This window comes from Pseudoalteromonas sp. MM17-2 (assembly GCF_022347945.1).
GTDB lineage: Bacteria > Pseudomonadota > Gammaproteobacteria > Enterobacterales > Alteromonadaceae > Pseudoalteromonas > Pseudoalteromonas ruthenica.
The window spans coordinates 14,420-33,093 of record NZ_JAKRFV010000021.1; the positions used below are offsets into that span (position 1 = coordinate 14,420).

23 protein-coding genes and 1 tRNA gene are annotated in these 18,674 nt (G+C 46.8%); 9 read left to right on the forward strand and 15 right to left on the reverse strand.

The features are described 5' to 3' along the window. Positions 1–59: 59 nt before the first annotated feature. Both MHM93_RS15325 and MHM93_RS15330 read right to left on the reverse strand, forming a co-directional pair. Entirely contained in the window at positions 60–626 is a 567-nt protein-coding gene (locus tag MHM93_RS15325) for a hypothetical protein (RefSeq protein ID WP_239449682.1), read from the reverse strand. 163 nt (positions 627–789) lie between these two features. Continuing rightward, positions 790–1,248 carry a phage virion morphogenesis protein gene (locus MHM93_RS15330; RefSeq protein WP_239449683.1) on the reverse strand — a complete coding sequence of 153 codons (459 nt, stop codon included), beginning with the start codon at positions 1,246–1,248 and terminating at the stop codon, positions 790–792. A gap of 123 nt (positions 1,249–1,371) precedes the next feature. Between MHM93_RS15330 and MHM93_RS15335 the strand changes: the two genes are divergently transcribed. After that, a tRNA-Ala gene (locus MHM93_RS15335) sits at positions 1,372–1,446 on the forward strand. Here the strand turns inward: MHM93_RS15335 and MHM93_RS15340 are convergent. The 13 genes from MHM93_RS15340 to MHM93_RS15400 form a co-directional block, all read right to left on the reverse strand. Then, positions 1,439–2,782: a phage minor head protein gene (locus MHM93_RS15340; protein ID WP_239449684.1), complete on the reverse strand. Its 1,344-nt coding sequence runs from the start codon at positions 2,780–2,782 to the stop codon at positions 1,439–1,441. The two genes, MHM93_RS15335 and MHM93_RS15340, sit on opposite strands and share 8 nt — an antisense overlap. Next, on the reverse strand, positions 2,775–4,343 hold the full coding sequence (locus MHM93_RS15345) for a DUF935 domain-containing protein (RefSeq protein ID WP_239449685.1): 1,569 nt from the start codon (positions 4,341–4,343) through the stop codon (positions 2,775–2,777). The genes MHM93_RS15340 and MHM93_RS15345 overlap by 8 nt, the downstream gene beginning before the upstream one ends. A gap of 7 nt (positions 4,344–4,350) precedes the next feature. After that, the gene (locus MHM93_RS15350) at positions 4,351–6,000 is read right to left on the reverse strand and encodes a terminase family protein (protein WP_239449686.1); all 1,650 of its coding nucleotides are present in this window, start codon (positions 5,998–6,000) and stop codon (positions 4,351–4,353) included. Further along, positions 6,000–6,581: a DUF3486 family protein gene (locus MHM93_RS15355; RefSeq protein WP_239449687.1), complete on the reverse strand. Its 582-nt coding sequence runs from the start codon at positions 6,579–6,581 to the stop codon at positions 6,000–6,002. The genes MHM93_RS15350 and MHM93_RS15355 overlap by 1 nt, the downstream gene beginning before the upstream one ends. 1 nt (position 6,582) lies before the next feature. Continuing rightward, positions 6,583–6,882, reverse strand: coding sequence for a hypothetical protein (locus tag MHM93_RS15360; protein WP_239449688.1), 300 nt, complete (start codon positions 6,880–6,882; stop codon positions 6,583–6,585). A gap of 207 nt (positions 6,883–7,089) precedes the next feature. Continuing rightward, complete coding sequence (locus tag MHM93_RS15365) at positions 7,090–7,404, reverse strand: DUF2730 family protein (RefSeq protein ID WP_239449689.1); 315 nt, start codon at positions 7,402–7,404, stop codon at positions 7,090–7,092. 16 nt (positions 7,405–7,420) lie between these two features. Continuing rightward, positions 7,421–7,642, reverse strand: coding sequence for a TraR/DksA family transcriptional regulator (locus MHM93_RS15370; RefSeq protein WP_239449690.1), 222 nt, complete (start codon positions 7,640–7,642; stop codon positions 7,421–7,423). After that, positions 7,639–8,247, reverse strand: coding sequence for a hypothetical protein (locus tag MHM93_RS15375; RefSeq protein WP_022944647.1), 609 nt, complete (start codon positions 8,245–8,247; stop codon positions 7,639–7,641). The genes MHM93_RS15370 and MHM93_RS15375 overlap by 4 nt, the downstream gene beginning before the upstream one ends. A gap of 4 nt (positions 8,248–8,251) precedes the next feature. Next, a complete protein-coding gene (locus MHM93_RS15380; RefSeq protein WP_022944646.1) occupies positions 8,252–8,533 on the reverse strand; it encodes a hypothetical protein in 282 nt (93 codons plus the stop codon). Further along, positions 8,526–9,104: an N-acetylmuramidase gene (locus tag MHM93_RS15385; protein ID WP_239449691.1), complete on the reverse strand. Its 579-nt coding sequence runs from the start codon at positions 9,102–9,104 to the stop codon at positions 8,526–8,528. The genes MHM93_RS15380 and MHM93_RS15385 overlap by 8 nt, the downstream gene beginning before the upstream one ends. An 81-nt stretch (positions 9,105–9,185) precedes the next feature. Then, positions 9,186–11,834, reverse strand: coding sequence for an ATP-binding protein (locus tag MHM93_RS15390; RefSeq protein WP_239449692.1), 2,649 nt, complete (start codon positions 11,832–11,834; stop codon positions 9,186–9,188). A 46-nt stretch (positions 11,835–11,880) separates the two neighbouring features. After that, on the reverse strand, positions 11,881–12,165 hold the full coding sequence (locus MHM93_RS15395) for a hypothetical protein (protein WP_239449693.1): 285 nt from the start codon (positions 12,163–12,165) through the stop codon (positions 11,881–11,883). A gap of 231 nt (positions 12,166–12,396) precedes the next feature. After that, a complete protein-coding gene (locus tag MHM93_RS15400) occupies positions 12,397–12,867 on the reverse strand; it encodes a helix-turn-helix domain-containing protein (protein WP_239449694.1) in 471 nt (156 codons plus the stop codon). 138 nt (positions 12,868–13,005) lie between these two features. Between MHM93_RS15400 and MHM93_RS15405 the strand changes: the two genes are divergently transcribed. Genes MHM93_RS15405 through MHM93_RS15440 form a run of 8 tightly spaced genes read left to right on the forward strand, consistent with a single transcriptional unit; the run spans position 13,006 to position 18,655 of the window. Continuing rightward, positions 13,006–13,350, forward strand: coding sequence for a hypothetical protein (locus MHM93_RS15405; protein WP_239449695.1), 345 nt, complete (start codon positions 13,006–13,008; stop codon positions 13,348–13,350). 59 nt (positions 13,351–13,409) lie between these two features. Further along, positions 13,410–13,829, forward strand: coding sequence for a hypothetical protein (locus MHM93_RS15410; protein WP_239449696.1), 420 nt, complete (start codon positions 13,410–13,412; stop codon positions 13,827–13,829). Positions 13,830–13,839: 10 nt separating this feature from the next. Then, positions 13,840–14,112: a hypothetical protein gene (locus MHM93_RS15415; RefSeq protein ID WP_239449697.1), complete on the forward strand. Its 273-nt coding sequence runs from the start codon at positions 13,840–13,842 to the stop codon at positions 14,110–14,112. Beyond that, on the forward strand, positions 14,105–14,413 hold the full coding sequence (locus MHM93_RS15420; RefSeq protein WP_239449698.1) for a hypothetical protein: 309 nt from the start codon (positions 14,105–14,107) through the stop codon (positions 14,411–14,413). Before MHM93_RS15415 ends, MHM93_RS15420 begins: the two co-directional genes overlap by 8 nt. A gap of 2 nt (positions 14,414–14,415) precedes the next feature. Continuing rightward, positions 14,416–15,339, forward strand: coding sequence for a hypothetical protein (locus MHM93_RS15425; RefSeq protein WP_239449699.1), 924 nt, complete (start codon positions 14,416–14,418; stop codon positions 15,337–15,339). Further along, positions 15,339–17,126, forward strand: a complete 1,788-nt coding sequence (locus MHM93_RS15430) for a hypothetical protein (RefSeq protein ID WP_239449700.1) — start codon at positions 15,339–15,341, stop codon at positions 17,124–17,126. Before MHM93_RS15425 ends, MHM93_RS15430 begins: the two co-directional genes overlap by 1 nt. Positions 17,127–17,129: 3 nt before the next feature. Continuing rightward, positions 17,130–18,281 carry an AAA family ATPase gene (locus MHM93_RS19460; protein ID WP_239449701.1) on the forward strand — a complete coding sequence of 384 codons (1,152 nt, stop codon included), beginning with the start codon at positions 17,130–17,132 and terminating at the stop codon, positions 18,279–18,281. Positions 18,282–18,283: 2 nt separating this feature from the next. Beyond that, the gene (locus MHM93_RS15440; RefSeq protein WP_239449702.1) at positions 18,284–18,655 is read left to right on the forward strand and encodes a hypothetical protein; all 372 of its coding nucleotides are present in this window, start codon (positions 18,284–18,286) and stop codon (positions 18,653–18,655) included. Positions 18,656–18,674 lie beyond the last annotated feature (19 nt).

The following is an 18,674-nucleotide window of genomic DNA, read 5'->3' on the forward strand; positions in this document are numbered from 1 at the left end:
TTAACTTGATGCCAGTATCTAAAAAGGAGGGGACGTTGAATTTTAAACTGGGTTAATGATTAGAGCTTATGGACTAGCTCTGCTAATTGCCCATACATATTCTCAAAATCATCGATTAAAGACTTCTCAACATTAGCAAGCTCTGCTTTGGTTTGGTCGTTCTCTAGTCTGCTATTGGGCGACTCACTATAGCCCATTACTAATTTAACAAGCTTATCATTACTGCACCTAACCTGTTCAAAACCCCCCTTTAAACTTGGGAAATGTAAAGCTATCAGAGCTTCAGTCTTAGGTATGTTGGTATTACTTTCTTCACGAGATTCTCTAATATTTTTTGTGGCCTCTTCAACGGTTTTGTTTTCATTTATCGCATTTTGATATTTTCGAATGTCTGAAAGAACTTGTTCTCGCCAGTGTTTCAAAAGAACATAAAGTTCCTCCGCGCGCTCGATTTTTATATCCCGAAGCTTTAACCTTCTTTCATGCTCGTGTTGAGCAATCATTCTCTTTTCACTTTTTCTGTTTGTGTAAACAACCCCTGCAAAAGCGAGTGTTGAACCGACTAACGCCGCGATTGCCGCTGCTGGGATAAGTTCAACGAGAGTTGTTATATTTTGCTGGTCCATAATTGTTTAAAAATGAGTTCACATGAATAGTTAGTTTATCAGTCTTGATTGATATATAAACGGAAACGTTTCGAAACGATTTCTAAGGCAATTTAACAGGCTCACCTATACAACGAGGCGCATCTAACACATTAGGAGCGCTTAGAGCGCCTCTGAGGCGCTTTTAACTTTTCATCAAAAACGACTCAATCACTTTGAATATGTCGTCCTCATTCTCAGCGTTAATCCCAAAGTACTCACGAGCTGGAATAGCCGCAGGACCAGGGGCCATATCACTGGTTCCGCCAAAGTTATGAATAGCTGCGTAAGGCTTGTTGCTGCCAATCTCTGCCCAGAATGCGCCACTGTCTGCCTCAATGCTTGCAGCGAGGCCGCCAGCACTGGCCTGAAGTATTTGCCCACCCACACGCTTGGGGTTTGCTTTTAGGTAGTTGTCGCTCAACGCTTCCCAGCGCTCACCTGTGACAGGGCTTGCCTCATCAGCAAATGCATCCTCCGTTGCACCTTCCATAATTGCTGCGACTTCATTCATCGGCTCGCTGAGGTCATCAAAGCTGTTAGCAATACTAAGCAATGTATCGATACTCTCTGCGCCTAGAATGTCGATGGCTATCTTTGACATTTCATATCCTTAAACTAAGTTTAAAAGGCAACACTAATCTGCATTTCCTACCCTAAATCATCGCTGCTAGTGTGCTTTCAGCAGCTTTGACTCCCAACCTAAACTGTACGATAATTACTCATGGCGGTAGTGTACCCCGATTGGTAAGGGGCAGTTGCGCATCGACTGTGATGTGAGTTCGATTCTCACCCTACCGCCACACATCATAAAGCCCACCTTTGATACCCGCTTCAATCGCGTCGATATCCACCTTGAACATATTAATCACTGCATCTAGCCCAGTCGCTTTATCGTTAAAGCGCACGACAACTTTAATAGCACTTTGTCCCTGGCGAACAACATAAAGTAATTCGCCTTTAGCCGGTTCCCACAACACTTGAGTGTTGGGGTCGTTGATGTATCGGGCTAAGTTAGCGTACTCACTCAAGCTCAGTGAGCGTTGTGCCGCCTGGTGCTTTTCACTGTGGGCATGCGCCAATGCGCGTTCACTGACCACCACGGTGCGCGCAGCATCCACTCCTTTTGCGCGCAGCTGTTCGTTAACCTCATCGGGTAGAAAGCTCACAACGGTTTTATGGCGTGGTCTTGGCCCATTGGCTTTTAACTGTGCAGTGTCGTTATCAACTTTCGCTTTTTGGAATCGCTCAACCCTGGCAATACTGTCTTGTGCCCAAGACTCAAATGCTTCATGACGGGCCTGTGAGTTGTTCAGCGCTTGGACTACCTCCGCACGAAGAAGGGGATCGTCGACGCGGCCAATCTTATTGGCGATGGCGACATCGGTGCCAAAGCTGCTTTGCCCAGGTGAATAGGCCCAACCTAAATCCGGTGTCATGACATCACCGCCTGGGAGCTTCACGCGAGCATGAGGCACGGTTTTAACCTCACCAGACTCTTTGCTGATCAGCTCAGCATCAAACTCTTGAATGTAGCCGCTTCCGTCTTCGACCGTTAAGCCTCGTTCACGAACCTGAGCTTCGGTGAGCGCACGCACTCGACAACGACAGCCCCACCCATTGGGCGGATAGATGACAGACCATATTGGGTCGTCCCATCGGAATACTCGCCCACGTAGGCGGGCATGCTCAGGCCGTGTTACCCCATCATCAATGGCCACATATTGCCAATAAGGGTGGGTTTTACTGCGCGCTAATAGCCGCCGATAGCGTCCAGCCATATAGGCCGTTTGCATGTTGACGCGGTAAATCGTATCTAAGCGCCGAGGGCTACCCAGTTGGATTTCATCGCCCTGGTCGTTCTTGGTTTTGCCCCACCAACCCAGCTTCTGTAGCGTGGGCGTCAGCTGCTCTTTAAATTGCTTGGCTGTAAGCCCATCACTGAGTGCCTGGTCGAGCTGAGAGCGAATCGCACTTAAGACGTCCATGCTCGACGCCCGTGCAACAGTGAACGCCTTACTGTGGGCATGGGTGAGCATGTCGTGCCATTCGTCCGTCACGGCGTAGCCCTTAGATTTAAAATAGGCCACCGCGTCTGCAGGGGGCTTATCAAACGCGATACTAAGTACACTAGGCATCGATGGAGCCCCATAGCTCACTAACAAAGAATAACCGTGTGAGCATGTCTGTCAGTGCATCTTGATCCATCATTGGGTACTGCTCAGCCAATTGGATTGCAGCAAGCTCTTCACTTTGGTTTAACGAGTCAATCAGCGGCTGCAGCAGTTGCGTATACTCTGGTTGTACATTGCCGGAAGTGATTTCATCAATGGCCGCATTAAGCTGCTCTTGGCTGGCCCCATCTTTATGCTCAGTACGTAGCACTGCCAATGCCTGTGACTTAAGTGCGGCATTACCCACAGAGCCACTGGGAAGCGGCTCGCTTGGCAGCTCAAGCACGTCTTCATTTTCTTTAGCGCGCGGAATACCCAAGCGGTCATGTACATAACTTTGTGGAACTTTCATGCCAAGCTGCACCAGTGAGCGAAGAGGGTAAGCTAAATCGCGCATGGCTTCGGTGGTTGAAGTGTCAAACTCAAAGCGCGGTAATCGACGGTTGCCGCTATAGCTTTTGCCGTTCAGCGCGTACATCGGGTAGAGAATGTCGCGGTTAATGGTTTGCTCTAATTGGTGAATGTCACTGGCCGTAATACTGCTAAAGGCATTCTCATGCACATTCCCCAAGGCATTAGTGCTGGTCTTACCGTCCGCCTGGCTGGTTAGCGTACCTCCTAAAATCGCCTTAGATTGTGTCAGCTCGCACCAACGGATCATGGCTTCAAAGGGATCGGATTGACCATTGGCTGCACTTTGAAAGTCTATCTCCATGCCCTTAGGAATAATCCCCCCAGCGTTATGGCCAATGGACATCACAGCTCGCAGCAGGGTCATTTTCTCTTTGTGAGTGGCACCACTTGGATACTTGCCCAGGCGCACCGGCAGGCCATAAATCTCTAGGAACTCGGCAAGGTCTCTCACCGAGTAATTCTTAAATAGGAAGGGCCAACTCAGCACCGACACCAGCCCGGTGCGGTGAATATACCCCGATTTACTTTTATGGGTATGCATTGCCCAGCCAAAGGCACGGGGCGCTTCCCCTAGGTGAGAGCCATCATTTAAGCGCAGCTCATTACGGTTATCAGGGTGTGTTTTGAAGAGATTCTGGTCGCGAAACTCGTAGCCGGTGACTATTTGCTGCTTCTCGATGTAGTCCCACTGCAGCTCGTTTGCTGAAAAGCCTTTTAAAATAGCATCAGTAAAATCGAATAACAGATCATAAAACCACGTTGCATCCTCTATGATTTCAGCCAGCATTTCTGCATCGCGTTTCTCTGCCGCATCAGCATTGCGCGGTGGACGAACATGCCAATCTAAGCCCACAATGGCGCGGCGGCGCTTACCAATTTCACATGCCACATGGCCATCTTTGTCCTCGATGTCTTTGGCTAAGTCGGCCATGGCCGCCAAGTTACCTTGCTCGGCTTCGCGAAGAAGGCGCGCCAGCTTGGCAGGGTTGAGTCCTTGTGTTGGGTGCTCTGCAAACGCTTGCATGAGCGCCGCAACGCGACTGTTGTTCTCGCTTTGAGGTTCGTTTAAGTCATCTAACGAAAGCGGATCACCGTTAATATCTACTAGCATAAGTTCCTCACCAACACCCAGCGCCCTGGTAAGCGCTTAGGTCTTCGTAGTCAATGTCGTCGTTGTCGTCTGGTTCGTCGTGTTTAGAAGGGAGACCTGTGAACTCAATAGCGCTGCCATCCATCCAGCTAGCACGATTAGCCATAGCAAGGCCGACAGCAAAATCGCCATGGCGCTTATCAGATTTATTGCCGCTGTGGTCTTTAGTTTTACCCTTGTCTATTTTGGGTATCCCGTTCACCACTTTGATATGGCACATGTCATCCAAAATATTCTGATGGCGGGGGATTTCGATGTTGTGGTCGTCTAACTCACCTTTTAACTTAGGCATCCACTCTGCATACCAGCTGTCACTCAGATGCACACACTCGACAAGTTCAGTGCCAAATTTAAGCGCAGCAGCCTCAGCTAAGTAACCTCCATTGCCGGTAGCATCAAATGCCGCTCCACGCAGTCGAGGGAGTTGAGGGAGAATTGAAAACACCACTTGTCGTTGTACTTCGTAAGGAGCGTTTTTAATTTCAATTACAAATGGCACTCGCTTGTGCAAATCAGCGCGTATGCGCAAAGGGACTAATGAAGTTAAGTCACCTGTGCGCGCAAAGTCTTCACCAAATGCATGCTGCTCTTCAGGATCAAGCTTCTCTATAAGAGGTTGAATAACATCCTTACAGAATTGCTCTGTTTCATTAAATCGCTGCTCTGTCGTCCAACTCATCCACTCGTCAGTACAGGTTAGGCGGTGAATAGGGATACCTTTGGTCATTGCTTCTTCAATGATAATGCGCTTTAAGTAGTTGCCACCGCTGCGCTTGGGAACACAAAAGTATTCTTCGTCTGCTGACTCTTTGTTTGGTGATTCATCAATTCGGTCCTGACGCCATTTAGCCTCGTCCTCAGCTGACCACTCCCAATTTTTTACGAAACAAATACGCTTGTACAACCCATCCTTTAGCGCATCATCAAGTGTGATGCGGTGTACAGAGTAAGGCTTTTTCCCTTCTCTGGCGTCTTTGATGTATTCGTTGAATAAGTTATCTACCCCATTATGCGTAGAGATAATACGGACTCTACTGCCCCACATACGCAGGGCCATTGCTGCTTGCAGTAAAGCATCTAAAGATTCATGGAAAGCGGCTTCATCAATCACCACATCACCTTGAAGTCCGCGCAAGTTTGAGGGTCTGCTTGAAAGGGCTTGAATCTTAAATCCGCTGTTAGGAAAGCGGATCATATACGTCAATATTTCCTCTTTCTTTTCGTTGTCCCAAAATGTTTGCTCGTAGACATCAGCTTTTGCGAGCTGGTTAAATGCCCGAGCAAAGAGCGCACAGGCGGCGATATACTCTAGCGCCATTTCTTGCTTAGAGCCGACATAGAACACATTGCTGCCGTTGCGCTTTTTAGGCTTGCTGGCTGTTAGAACATTTCGGCCTGCTTCAGCCCACGTTAAACCTGTGCGTCGGCTTTTTTCAGCAATACAAACACCTGATTCGTCCTCAAACCAGCGCTGCTGGTAAGGAAGGAATACAGGCTCTTTGTCAGGAATGATGAATTCATCGGCGTCAGGAACGTCGACCCCGTAGAGTTGCATCTCTTCTTTTAGGTGAATTTTATGTGGACGGTTTGTCGCGACTAACGCTGGCTTATTACTCATTACGCTTTACCTAACAATATGCCACGGATTTTATCTTCAAGCTCTTCGCTCATGCCGTCTTCACCTCGAAGCTCTTCCCCTACAGCATTGGCTGCTTCTTCAGCATAAGCGCGGCGAATATCCTTCTCACGCTTGTGTGCAGCCATCGCGGTTGACTCAAGACGCTGAGCGGCAAGCATGGCATCTTTAATCATGCCAATATCCACATCGTTATCGTCGTCGGGGTTGAGCAGCTGGTGCTGCATGGCTTTGAACAACTGAGAGCGGCCCATTTCCAAAATAAGCTTGGTGGTATCGCCAGTTGGTTTATCGCCTAGCTCAGCAGTCAGCGCTTTAGTCGATTCACGCAGCTCTCGTAGCTTCTGGCCAATGGCTTCTGTTTTCTGCGCATGGCGTGATAGGCCGCTTCGGCTGATAGTGGCTTCCTCATCAAGGCCTGCTGCGAGTATGAGACTGTTCACCTCGTCCAATATATCGGCTTGTGAATAGCTCTTATCACGCAGCATGGCATCAAGCTTGCGCTTAATGTCCTCGGGGAGCTGGTCAATCTTGCTGGACTTGCCTCGGGAGACTTTATCCATATTACCCCCGTGGCCCTGGGCGTTTAATTCCTGGTACAACGCTGTGGCCATTGGCAACATCAACCCCTGCATGGGTGATTTTGGCAATCCAAGTATTGTCGCTGAGTCGCTCTACCGTGACGTAGCCGTTTTGCTCTAGCCAGTTCACTTGGGTTTTAAGTTGGTCTCGGCTGCAGCCAAGGGCATAGCGTTGCAGAATGTCAGCCAGCATGCTGATATTCGCGCCATAGTCTGCAGATTCCTTCAATGAGATCAGAATGCTGATCCGCTGGTGTTCGGCCTGAACATCTTGTAAAGCCATAGTTATGTTCCTGTTGGGTGGTTAAGGGCTGGTATGGTTTCCTCTATGGGCTCTCCGCAGTTCTCGCATCGATACAAGGTGTAACCCATTTCGCCATTGTTAAAATCGTCGGTAGTGACAACCTGAAAGTCGTATACGTGATAAAACGGCTTTGCCTTATCCAGGCCTGTCAGTTGGGTAACGGCGGCACCGCATGTGCATGTGTGTTTAGTTATGGCCACTGCGCTTCTCTCTGAGTTCGTTTTCCATGAGTAGGTCAGTGACTCGTTGGAGGTTCCCCAACTGGGGCGACAACGAATCAATCTTGCCGCCCACTTCAATCAGCCGCTTGTCTAGGTCGTGAATGTCATCCGCGCTGGGCATATCTGCCACGGTGTTCTCAACAGCGCTGAGCCGCGTCTTCAGTCCATTAATACTTTCCTCATGTGATTTTTTAGTCACAAAGGTGGAGCGCAGCCATGCCAAGGCACCGGCTCCGACAATGAGAAACCCCAGCGCGAGAAACTGTTTCCACCATTCCAAAATAAAATCCATGCGCTTACCGCCTATAATGCTGTGCGTTGATTTCAAGCAGTTCCTGGCATCCTGTGCAGGTACTGCAGTTTGGGATAGCTGCACGGCGCGCAGCGGGGATTTCAATGCCGCACTCTTGGCAATGCGCAAAGCCAGCGCCGCTCGCTTGCGACTTAGCTAACTGGTTACTAATCGCGATGTCTTCAAACAAAGCGCTGACCTTTTGGGCGTCATCCATCAAGCTCATGCCAACCCCGAGATAACAATTTCAGGGCCCAAGTGGCCTCGTGTCAGTGTTAGGTTCTTAGCCTCAGAGAAGTCAGCGGGTGTGTATTCATTGGATGGCAGGCTTTCATTGAGAAGCCCCAAAGCTTGGTAGCTTTCCGCCGACAGCTCAGAGCAAAAGATGGAGCTTAAGCATTCTTGGTTAGCGCCAAAGGGCCCATCGTAAGCGCTGCGCAGTAATTCAAGCTGGCGCTGTTCATACGGGCGGCCCGCTAATTCTTTACGCAGCTGAATTAAAGCCTCATGGTTGAGCTCGCCCTGGTCGACGCCCTCAAGCTGGCGAATGGCTATATTCCCTTGGTAGGTATTCACACGTTCACTTAGCGGCACCAATTGCACTCCACGCACCGGCTCACCTGTGGCCAAGTCTGACAAGTTGCTTAATGTGGTCGACTCCCACACGCAGACAAACTCATACTCAGGAATAACAATGACCACGCCAACATGAGACCACTGACTATTGGTGGCTAGCTTTATACCAGCACTGATTGGTCCACGACCTGAGAAAAGTACAATGTCGCCAGTTTTAAGCTGGCCTCGGATAGATTGATAGCTACGCTCTTTCATCGTTTTATACCTTGTTTATGGAGATGGTGCGGGAGTGCTCTCCCAGTAACTTGCCGACACGGCCACGGGCTTGCTTGTAGTGACTCAGGTTGTCTACACGCAGGCGAATATCTATTTCACTGACAGAGAGCCAGCCCTCTTTAAACTTGCTTTGCATCGTTCCGTCATGGCTGTGCAGTGGAATATCGTTGGGATTAAAGGGGTGGCTGCTCATGCGCGCCTTTACCTCTTGTTCCAGTCGCTGAGTGCGACCACGGTCATAGGACCAGGCCCAGTTATCAGCCATGACTCACCCCCGAGAATGAGCGCTCTGTGACATGCTCAAGCCGGTTATACCAGCCCTCTAGGTTTGGTTTTTGTGATGGGTCATTGGCGCAGATACGCGCATACTTTCGAGCACGGCCAATGCTCAAACGGGCAATGACGGTAGAGCTAGGTAGAGTGATAAGCTCTCGTAAGGTGTTGGGGCCAATGATGCCATCGGCCTTGGTGCCTAGCTTTCGCTGCAGCATTTTGGCGGCGGAGGCAACACCGTGCTGAACAGCCGCATCGAGCATCATTAGATTAATGCCTGGCGCAAGCTCATCGCCGTGGATAGGTCGCCAATAATGTAGGTGATAGAGCCGTATTGCTTGCTCTAGTGTTAAGCTTGCAATATCCGTGTTGGGGAAGGCTCGCTGGCTGATACCAAATTTAGTGAGCCCACCTCTGTCTGAGGCTATATCGTTGATGCCGCCATCGTCACGCAGACCGCCTTCAAGGTGCAGGATTTCAAGCATGCACAAAGAGAAAGCATATGAGTATGGCGCTAATGCATCTTTTACTTCGGGGTGCTGTTTAAAGTAGGAATGTTGCAAAAGGCACTCCAGCAAATCTGTTAAGGTTTGCTCTAGAGTGCCTCTCTACTGAGGGGATGGATTTTAAACTGGGTTAATAACTCAACTTACAGAAGCTTTCGGCTGAACGTTTTGTCTTTCTGTTTGATTGTCGAAAGCAAAGGTCATTTTTATAAATGTGCCTTTAGTAGCCTTAAGTTCAAGTTTCGTTTCATACTTCTCTGCTAGGCTCCACATTTCAGTGAACCCGATACCAAAGTTTAAGCCGTATGATTTTGGGTTAATTCCTACACCATCATCACTTACTGCCACAGAAACAGAATTTGAGCTCCTACTTATTTTTACTTGAATGAAGCGAGCTTTTGCATGGGTTATTGCATTTGTAAGCATGTGGTATAGGGCCAAGTAAACATCTGACTGCAGCTCGTGAGAAATGTCAGATAGGTCGCTATTCACGTTGAACTCCACCTTGGTATCTGCACTAAAAGACATTGCATAAACTTGGAGGAAGTCTAGACCAGCTTTGAGGTCTTTTACTCCTAGAGAGTCATGAGAGTTTAGGAGTTCCTCACACATACCATGTGCATTTTCTAGGTGGCTGAATCCTTGACTGTACATTGCACCAGAGCCCTCATTAAAACAGCTACGCGCAAGAGTTAGCTCTTGATACAGGGCTGGCCCACCTCTACGACGCTGTATCTCCCTAGCTTTCTGGTAGTTTACTAAATGCTGTTTATGCCTCAAGACTTGCCTACGGATTATGTATACGGCAGTACCCGTCAAGGTTAAGATTATTAGAGCTATGATACTGGGCCTTTGCCACCACGCGCCCAGTATATTCAAACTATGCACTTCACCTTTTGTCCAGTTCACCCCGTCCACCGAGGCTCGTAAGGATAAGGTGTGGAATCCGTGGCTCAATTGGTTGAGCGCAATGGTCGCTTTGGGTATATCGATCCAGCTTTGGTCATCAAGTGCGTACTGGTATTTAATAAATTTCCGGTACTCGTACTGACCGTTACTAACGTTGATAACTAAAGTGTCTTCACTGTTACTAGCCATATGACTTAACGGTGAACCATTAAGCAAGATTTTAGATACCTCTGGTGCTTTTACTATGGGAGCGCTTAGGAGATCAAATTCAAATACACGGCTATTGCTGGAGGCTATTAGCTTACCTTTATATTCAGTCAACGAGTTTGCAATAAAGCTATTCCCATCAGTACCTGTTAGTTGTCTAAAATTTTCATCTTGATCCATCACGAATAGACCTTTTGATGTCGCTATTACAAGCCAGTCGTGATGCCTAAGCATCTGAGAAATGTTACTAGGACTATTAACTGGTTCCCAGCGATTACGAATACGTTTGAATAAGCCATGACCAAAGCTACTAGCATACATCTGCCCACGATACTCAATTACTTTACTCACTTGGTTTACGTCAATAACATGCTCAGCATGACTCAGTTTGTCACTTCTTATCAGGCCCGAAGAGGTTGCAATATACAGACTATCTTCAATGAGAGAGACAGATAGTACTTCGTAGCTGGGGTAATGATGATCTTGCAGTGCCAGGCTTGCATCAAACGTTTTAATGCCACGGCTAGTAGCTATATGTGCCAAATCCCCAATTGTGATACTTAGAACGTATTCGTTATCAATCTTCTCTAAATGATCGCCTTTATTAAAATATAGTCCTTTGGTTGTTCCTATGAGCACGTTCTCTTTGAAGGTTTGTATATCAGTAACTTCAGCATCCTCTGCGAGTAGAGTAGCGTTTAGCTTACTCAGTGGAGAAAACTCGCCTTCAATGTACTGATAAATTCCACGTTCCGTGCCTATCCAAACCTCACCATTTACTACAGAAGCTGTGTTATAGCGAGAAATCAAAGGAAGTGGGCGACTCTGGTTTTTTCCATCTATCAACTCAAAATCAATGCTATCACTTGCCCAAATATTAAGGTCGTTATCGGTAAAGAGATAAGTATATCTTCTGCGCTCTGAGCTAATATCTGAATAAATCACAGAAAGGTCATGAATGCGAAATAGGGATACTTTTCCGTTATAGGCGACAGCCACCTCATCACTAGCAACTTGGCTTAATGCTGTCACTTTGGAAGCTAAGTAAACCTCTTTGGTTACTTTCATATCTCTAAGTGAAAAGAGCGTTAGTGACTCTTTATCAGCAAAAGCTACTAGTTGTCCTATAGCTATAAGCTTTGCGTCTTCTGTGAATTCGCCTGGGTATAGCTTCCTAGTGTAATTAGGAGAAATTTCATATATACCATCTTCTGCCAAGGCATACATGTAGCCTTTGAATGTAGCAATATCGAATACAGGACTTTCTATGAGTGGAGAAGCTACTTCTTCACTAGCAATATTTAGAATCTCAGCTTTATCATCACCAAGTAGCAGTGCATAGTGACTTGTAATAGCTAGTTTTTTAACGTGCCCGTGCCATAGTTCTTTGGTTTGTTCTGATTGGACGTTATAAGACCACAGGCCACGGTTCAGATAACCTACTAGAATAGAGTCGCTCGGCTCGTGGTAAGCCAAGGTTTCTGTCCAGTCTTGAGGCAAATTGCTTATATCTGATAGGTCATAGTAGTGGTGTCCATCAAAGTGAAAAACACCGTTATGACTAGATACATAAATATTGTTGTCGCTATCTTGTGTGAAAGCTTTATGATTCAGCTGAGCCTTAGCTCCGATACAAACAAAGCAGACCGCTATCAGTATAAAATGTCGCATCCTGTTAATCCCTTAAAGTGGGGCGCAGCGACGCCCCTTATTATTCTTATCTGTAGTGGTGACTTCTTGTCCCACAGGTTGCCTCAACCACTGGCATATCAGACATAGATTCGTTAGAGCTACTCATGACAGAGCGCACTTGCTTCTTAAACTTACTCTGTGTCTGTGTCTCACTCGGAACTTTTACCACCAAAAAGCTTGGCTTTCTTGGATCGTCAGGATGAGACTTATTATACCAAGAATCTAAAATACTCTTTGCAGCTGCTTCTCCCCATTTAGCTCTATAAGCTTCAGCTAAAAGCTTTGCTCCAGACTCACTGGTCACGATCATGGCAGTAGACTCCCAGCGTGAACCACAATCGAAAGACATATCAAATGGGAGAGTACTTCGATCCGGGAGTAATAGTTCGCCGGTCATAGAGTACAGTCGAGCTCGATCTTCCAAGGGCTCTAAAGCATGTGAGATGAAAGGAACTACGAGCGCAACTGTGCTAGCTAGTGTGACGAATTTTCGTCTAAGCATTTGAATACTCCATTTATTCTAAATGCCAGTGGTGTATCGCTATGCTGAGACTTGAACCGCTCCCCTTGCAACTGCTTCAACATACATCTCATTGAACTCGTTTTCAAAAAGCTCATTGATTAGTAAAGGGCGTAACTTCTTCTCAATTTCACGAACACGCTCTACTGACAAGTGTGTTAGTTTTGGAAGCACTTTGTCCAACACTCTATCCACCGTCTGATTCGCTTTTATCAAATCATCTTTAGATAACTGCTGAGTCTGGCTCAGTGCTGTTTGAGATTGCTTTGAACTGTCGCCGAAAAATATTTTATCCAGTGAAATGTTGAATTTTATACATCCTTCAACCAACGCACCGTAAGGTAAAGTGCCTTTCTGCCTACTGACAGACACCCCACTTACAGACATGCCGAGCGCTTCTGAGAGCTGCCGGTAGCTTTTTACGCCGAACTCACTCTTTGCACGCTCAAGAACAGCATCAATATCAATCGCAGTTACCTTATCGGATAACATAGTAATCAGTCAACCATTAATTAATTATTCAAAAAAAGTTTTTAGTTATGGTTGAAGATAAAATATTATTCACTTATATTTAGATTGGCTTTTAAATGATTAATAAATTTATCATCAACTAATTAAGGTTAACTGTTTATGGTTAAGAAATCTATTCAAGCAGGTGAAATCCGCACCTTGCTAAGTGAAAACGATGTACGGATCTCAGATATTGCTGCCGCCAATGAAGTTACACCAACTCATGTAAGCCGAGTAATAAAGCGCGAGACGACTTCTAAACGCGTCGCTGAGAGTATTTGTTTGGCTATGGGAGGCCTTCCTTTATCTGATGTCTTTGGTGATGTGGAAACATACTTTTCTCCAAAAAAGCGCGGCCCTAGATCTAGGGCCGAAAGAACCGCTGAGATTACACAAGCAATAAGAAAAGGAGTGCCCGTTCCTCCTCCTCAGAATCAAGAATATGCTCAGACAGCTGCTGGGTAAAAGGAAAGGTTGCGGCATTTTTTGCCCTTACTTCTGCCAGTAACACAAGGAAAAAAGACATGAATGAAGCTAGCCAAATGAATAGTACTTTTCCTCCTAAATGCGATGTAAGCCTTGCGTTTCTGCATGCACTTGGTGAGGCACTTAAGCATAGCTCTCTTAGCAGGCCATTAATAATCGACAGAATGAATGATGCCCTAGGTGGGGAACAAGTGGTCACAGCGGACCGATTCTCTAAATGGTGCGCGCCAGGTACTGATCGACATATGCCTATTCAATATCTGCCAGCTCTATGCTGGGCACTAAGAACAACTTCAATAGTGGATGTCTTACTTTCCCCTATTGAGTTTAGGGCTGTTGATAAGCGCGGCCAAACACTTCAAGAAATTGCAGCACTAAATATGCAAGCGGAGCAGCTAAAAGAAAAAGCTTCGCAACTGCAATCCTCACTTCTACCAATCACTACGAACCAAGAATAAGGACATTACCATGGAACTCATAGACCTAGATCTATCTGATTATCAAGAAAACGAGCAAAAACAAGCCACTTTAACGTGCTCCTGTTGCCGCAAAAAAGACAGTGCTGGTGGAAAGGTTGCGATGACGAAGGAGCAATGGATCTACGCTGCGAACTACTCAGGGTGGCGTCATGTGATCACCAAGGGAACAGATATGGGCACTGTATGCGGTAGCTGTGTAGATGAAATGGAGAATACGGCTCAACCTTTGTCCCCTTCACTTACGAGTATGTGTCATGAGTGATAAGTACGTGAGTGCCCAGATACAGCGGCTATTAAAACTAATCGAGCTGATGGCTGGGCATGAGTTAGAGGGGGTTGAGCCAGGGAAGATAGCAGAGGCCCTGGATACATCCGGCGCTGACATTACCCGTTTGATGGCAAACCTAGAAGCCGCTGGGTGGGCTGAGCGGTTGCCCAGTAACACTAAGCGTTGGCGTCTACATAAGAAACCTGTACAGCTCAGCAATACTGTTGATCACAACATGAAAACAGCCCTGCGAGAGCTACAAACTCAATACAACAACTACAGTACGTTGAGGTAGTTATGGCCGAAAAAGATATTACACCTAACATAGAAAAGGCCCTGGTTCAGGGTAAGGATCTACTTGCATCTAAAGAGGAAGTTTTAATAGAGCTTGGTCAAATTCAGGCATTTGAGTTCATGCAAAAACTGGCGACCGTCGCCAGTTTGCGTTTACTACAAAAAGCTAAGGAGACTAAGGCTTATAAGGGATTAACTTATACCAGTGAAGATGGAAAAGTGGCGACCGTCGCCACTTGGGATGAGTATTGCTCTAAAAAGCTCGGAGTGTCTAGGCGCACAATTGATGACCGCTTAGTAAACTTGCAGCAGTTTGGGGAAGAGTTTTTTGAACAATCACAAAGTATGCAGCTTGGCTACCGAGACTTAAGAGCGCTTAGGCAATTGCCTGAAGACGAACAAGCGTTAGTTATGGAGTCAGAAGCAGTAGAGGTGGGCGATAAGGAAGCTGTAAAAGATCTAATTGATGAACTCAAAGCAAAGCATAAAAAGGAGCTAAGCAAAACTAAAACAGACCTTGATGCTACTGAAAATATGCTCCGTTCCAGCCGCGAGCTTCAAAAAAAGTCAGCCCTGGAAATACAGGAGCTGAAAGAGCAGCTAGAGCATAAAAAGTTTAGTTCAAGCCGCTGGCAGCATGAAGTGAAGAGCCTATTTGAAGCCCAGGCAAAAATTAGCAATCAAATCCTTGAGGGGTTCAACCAGCTTTTAGTTCTGAACGAACAGCTCGACACGATGCAGCTAGATGAGCAAACACACCACGTAGCGACAGACGCTTTTTATGCGGATTCAAAAAGCCTGCTTAAAGGGCTTGCGCACCTCTGGAATGAGATATATCGCAGCCATGGGCATTTAGATGAAACCGCTAAGCCCAGTGGTGAGTGGCTTGCAGAGTTTGGCTATGAAGGTACTGAGGAGGTGATGTGATGACAGCACTGAATCTAGACTACTGGGCCGAACAATTACAAAACGCAGGCCATGGGCAGAAAGGCGCTATCTTGCAACAGGCATGTGATGTACTGGGTATGAAAAAAGATGCCCTTTATCGTCGACTGAAAAAAGCAGGCTATACCTCAGGCAAGGCTAAACGCTCAGATGCTGGTAAAACCGCTATGAGCGATGAAGCCATCAATATGATGGTCTCTATTCTGAATCAATCGGTGCGCGAAAATGGCAAACGAGTCATGAACGTGCCCGTGGCCAAGAGCATTCTAGAAGAGAATGGCTATCGTTGTTTAAGTACGAGCCAAATCAGCCGAGTGCTAGCTGCACGTTCAGCCAGTGTAACGATGCTAGATAAGGCTAAGCCGCATACTCAGCTGCGCAGCTTAGGCCCTAATCATGTGCATCAGGTAGACCCCAGTTACTGCTTACTGTACTACCCGCCAGGAACTAAGAAGGGGCGTAGCCAGCGCTTCATGAATGACGCGGACTATTACGCAAACAAACCAGAGAATATAGAGAAGATAAAGCATTTACGGGTTTGGCGCTATGTAATGACTGACCACTACAGTGGCGCGATACGTGTACGTTACTTTGAAGCTGCTGGTGAGAACCAGGCAAACTTATTTAGCTTTTTAATGTGGTGTTGGCAGCAACACGAAGACTCACCTCTAATGGGTGTGCCAGAACTATTGCTATGGGATAAGGGTAGCGCCAACAGCGCTAAGGCAATAAAGAATGTACTGAAGGCGCTACGTATTAAAGATATCCCTCATGAAGCTGGTAATGCAAGAGCAAAGGGCTCCGTTGAGAATGCAAACAATATTGTCGAGACTCAATTTGAAAGTCGCATTCTACTGGAACCAGTAGCGAGCGTAGCTGAACTTAATGAAAGTGCATGGGCCTGGCAGGAAGCATATAACGCTAACAAAATAAAAGGCCAAAACTGCGCTCATACCCGCCATAAAAAACCACGATTGGATGTTTGGCTACAGATTTACCAGCCGGAACATAAAGCTCGGTTACGCATGCTACCAGACGAGCAAGTGTGTCGCTTGTTGTTAACTCGAAACGATGAGACCCGTAAGGTTAAAGGCGACCTCACAATTACCTATCGTCACCCCGTAACGAAGTCGCAACTGACGTACGACCTTTCTGAGCTGGCGCATATTAGCAACGGCATCACTGTTGAGGTAAGCCCTGTCATCATCAATGAAACCCCCGATCTTCTGGTGGGGATCAAAGGCCCACTGGGTGATGTGGTTTACCACCAAGTACAGCCACTTGTATTTGATGAAGCAGGCTTCCGATTAGATGCTGCTGTTATTGGTGAGCAGCACAAAGCACAGCTTGATACGGCGACTGAAAAAGAATCCAAAACAGCCGACCAACTTGCCTATCCAGGCATGAGCGAGTCGGAAATCAAAAAAGCTAAAAAGGCAAAATCGGCACCTTTTGAAGGCGCATTGGTGGCGCATTCTCACCTTAAAGAAGTTGAGCATGAGACACGTATTCGCCCTGTGGGTGAAACGGTTACACCAGATAGCGCAGTGGCTCAACAGGTCATGGGAGCAGATAAGAAGAAAGGCCGTGTCGTGGAATTGCTGGATTTGAAGATCATTCTAGCGCAGCGGTTGGCTAGGCCATTAAGGCCAAACGAATTGGATTGGTTAGCCCAATACGGTGAGGTTGTTGAAACGGACGTAAACGACATTGTGGAGCAGCTACATGCAGGTGTATCGGATACGCCGGTGCTGAAAATAGCGAGGTAGAGAGTGAGCAAAACAAAGCTTAACCAGGTGTTTACACAGCTGGATGTTAAGCAAGCCCAATTGGTGAGAGCCCTACAAAAAAAGGGATTCACCTTTAGTACAGCGAGCTTAAGCCGTTTAAAGCGGTTTGGGGAATGGCCAAAGAAGTGCAACAAAGAAGCCGTTCAAAATGAAATAGAGGCATACCTTTTAGACCTGGGAGCTAGCCCGAAACAGCTTACAGACCTATGGGGAGTGTGTGACTCACATAAAAAGCCGCTGAAAGAAGAAATCGAACACGAGGACCCGGAGCCCGAGATGCTAACAACACAAGCAAAACGACATTTTAAATTACGCCAAGACCCATTTGAAAACGAGATAACGACGGAAGATGACGTGTTTATGGTAGACAGTCATCGCCTAGTTCTTGAGGAAATGCTCAGTGCCGCGAGCGCTGGCAGTATGGTTGCCCTGATTGGAGAGTGCGGCAGTGGTAAAACCATTATTCGTCGTGCATTTGTTCATAGAGTCCAACAACAAAACCCCGAAGTTGTCTTGATTCAGCCAGCCCGATTAGACCGCCGAAAGCTAACGGCTGAGTCTATATCAAGTGCTATTTGCCGAGCCCTTCAAGTTAAGTCAGGCGGTAAGAGTGCAGAAGAGCGCGATGCGGCGATTGAGGAAGCGCTTATCAGTAGTGCTAACAATGGCCACTTACACCTAATGATCATTGATGAAGCTCACGACCTTACGCCCGACGTTATAAAACTACTCAAACGAATTTGGGAACTTACTCACGGATTTAAGCGTGTGATGGGCATCGTATTGATTGGACAAACTGAGCTAACTAAAAAGCTCAGCGGCCAGAATGTGCGTGAGTTCACCTGGCGCTGTAATCAAATCAAGATGCAACCGCTGGGGCTGCATGTTCCTGCTTATATAGAGCATAAGTTTGGACGTATCGGTATCGATGCAAATGAGTTGTTCACCCAAGATGCTATGGGGGCAATTCGCGGGAAGTGCTACGGAAAGATTAAACAGGGTATGGCCTTTGATGATGTAGACCTAGACCGCTCTTTTCCTCTCCAGGTGAACACGTGGATCACGAAAGTACTGAATATGGCAGCCAATATTGGCGAAACAAAAATTACTGAACAAATGGTACATAAGGTCTAGCTATGGGAACAGTCAATATCTCTTTAACAGGTGAAGCGGTGGTTCAAGTTCGCCGTGATATCCAAGTCGATGAAGCGGAAGCTCAAGCAATACTAGCTGATGATAAAGCTATACAGACACTTTTAAATCAAGGCCAGTCACTCGCTGTAAAAAGCTGGCAAATGGTGTCGGGGTTAAAAGCAAAACCCGTTGCGAGTAAGCCCAAAGCAGAGCCAGGCTATTCATGTGCAAACCATTACTGCGGCTGGGTGGGGCATGAGTTTGAAAAGAAACTTATTCCAGACCCTGCAGACGCTAATAAGCAATTGAAAGCTTGTCCGAAATGCAACTTCCTCAGCTTCAATAAGTTTCAAGCGATTACTCCACGCAATTAATTAAGTGGGCTATTGCCCA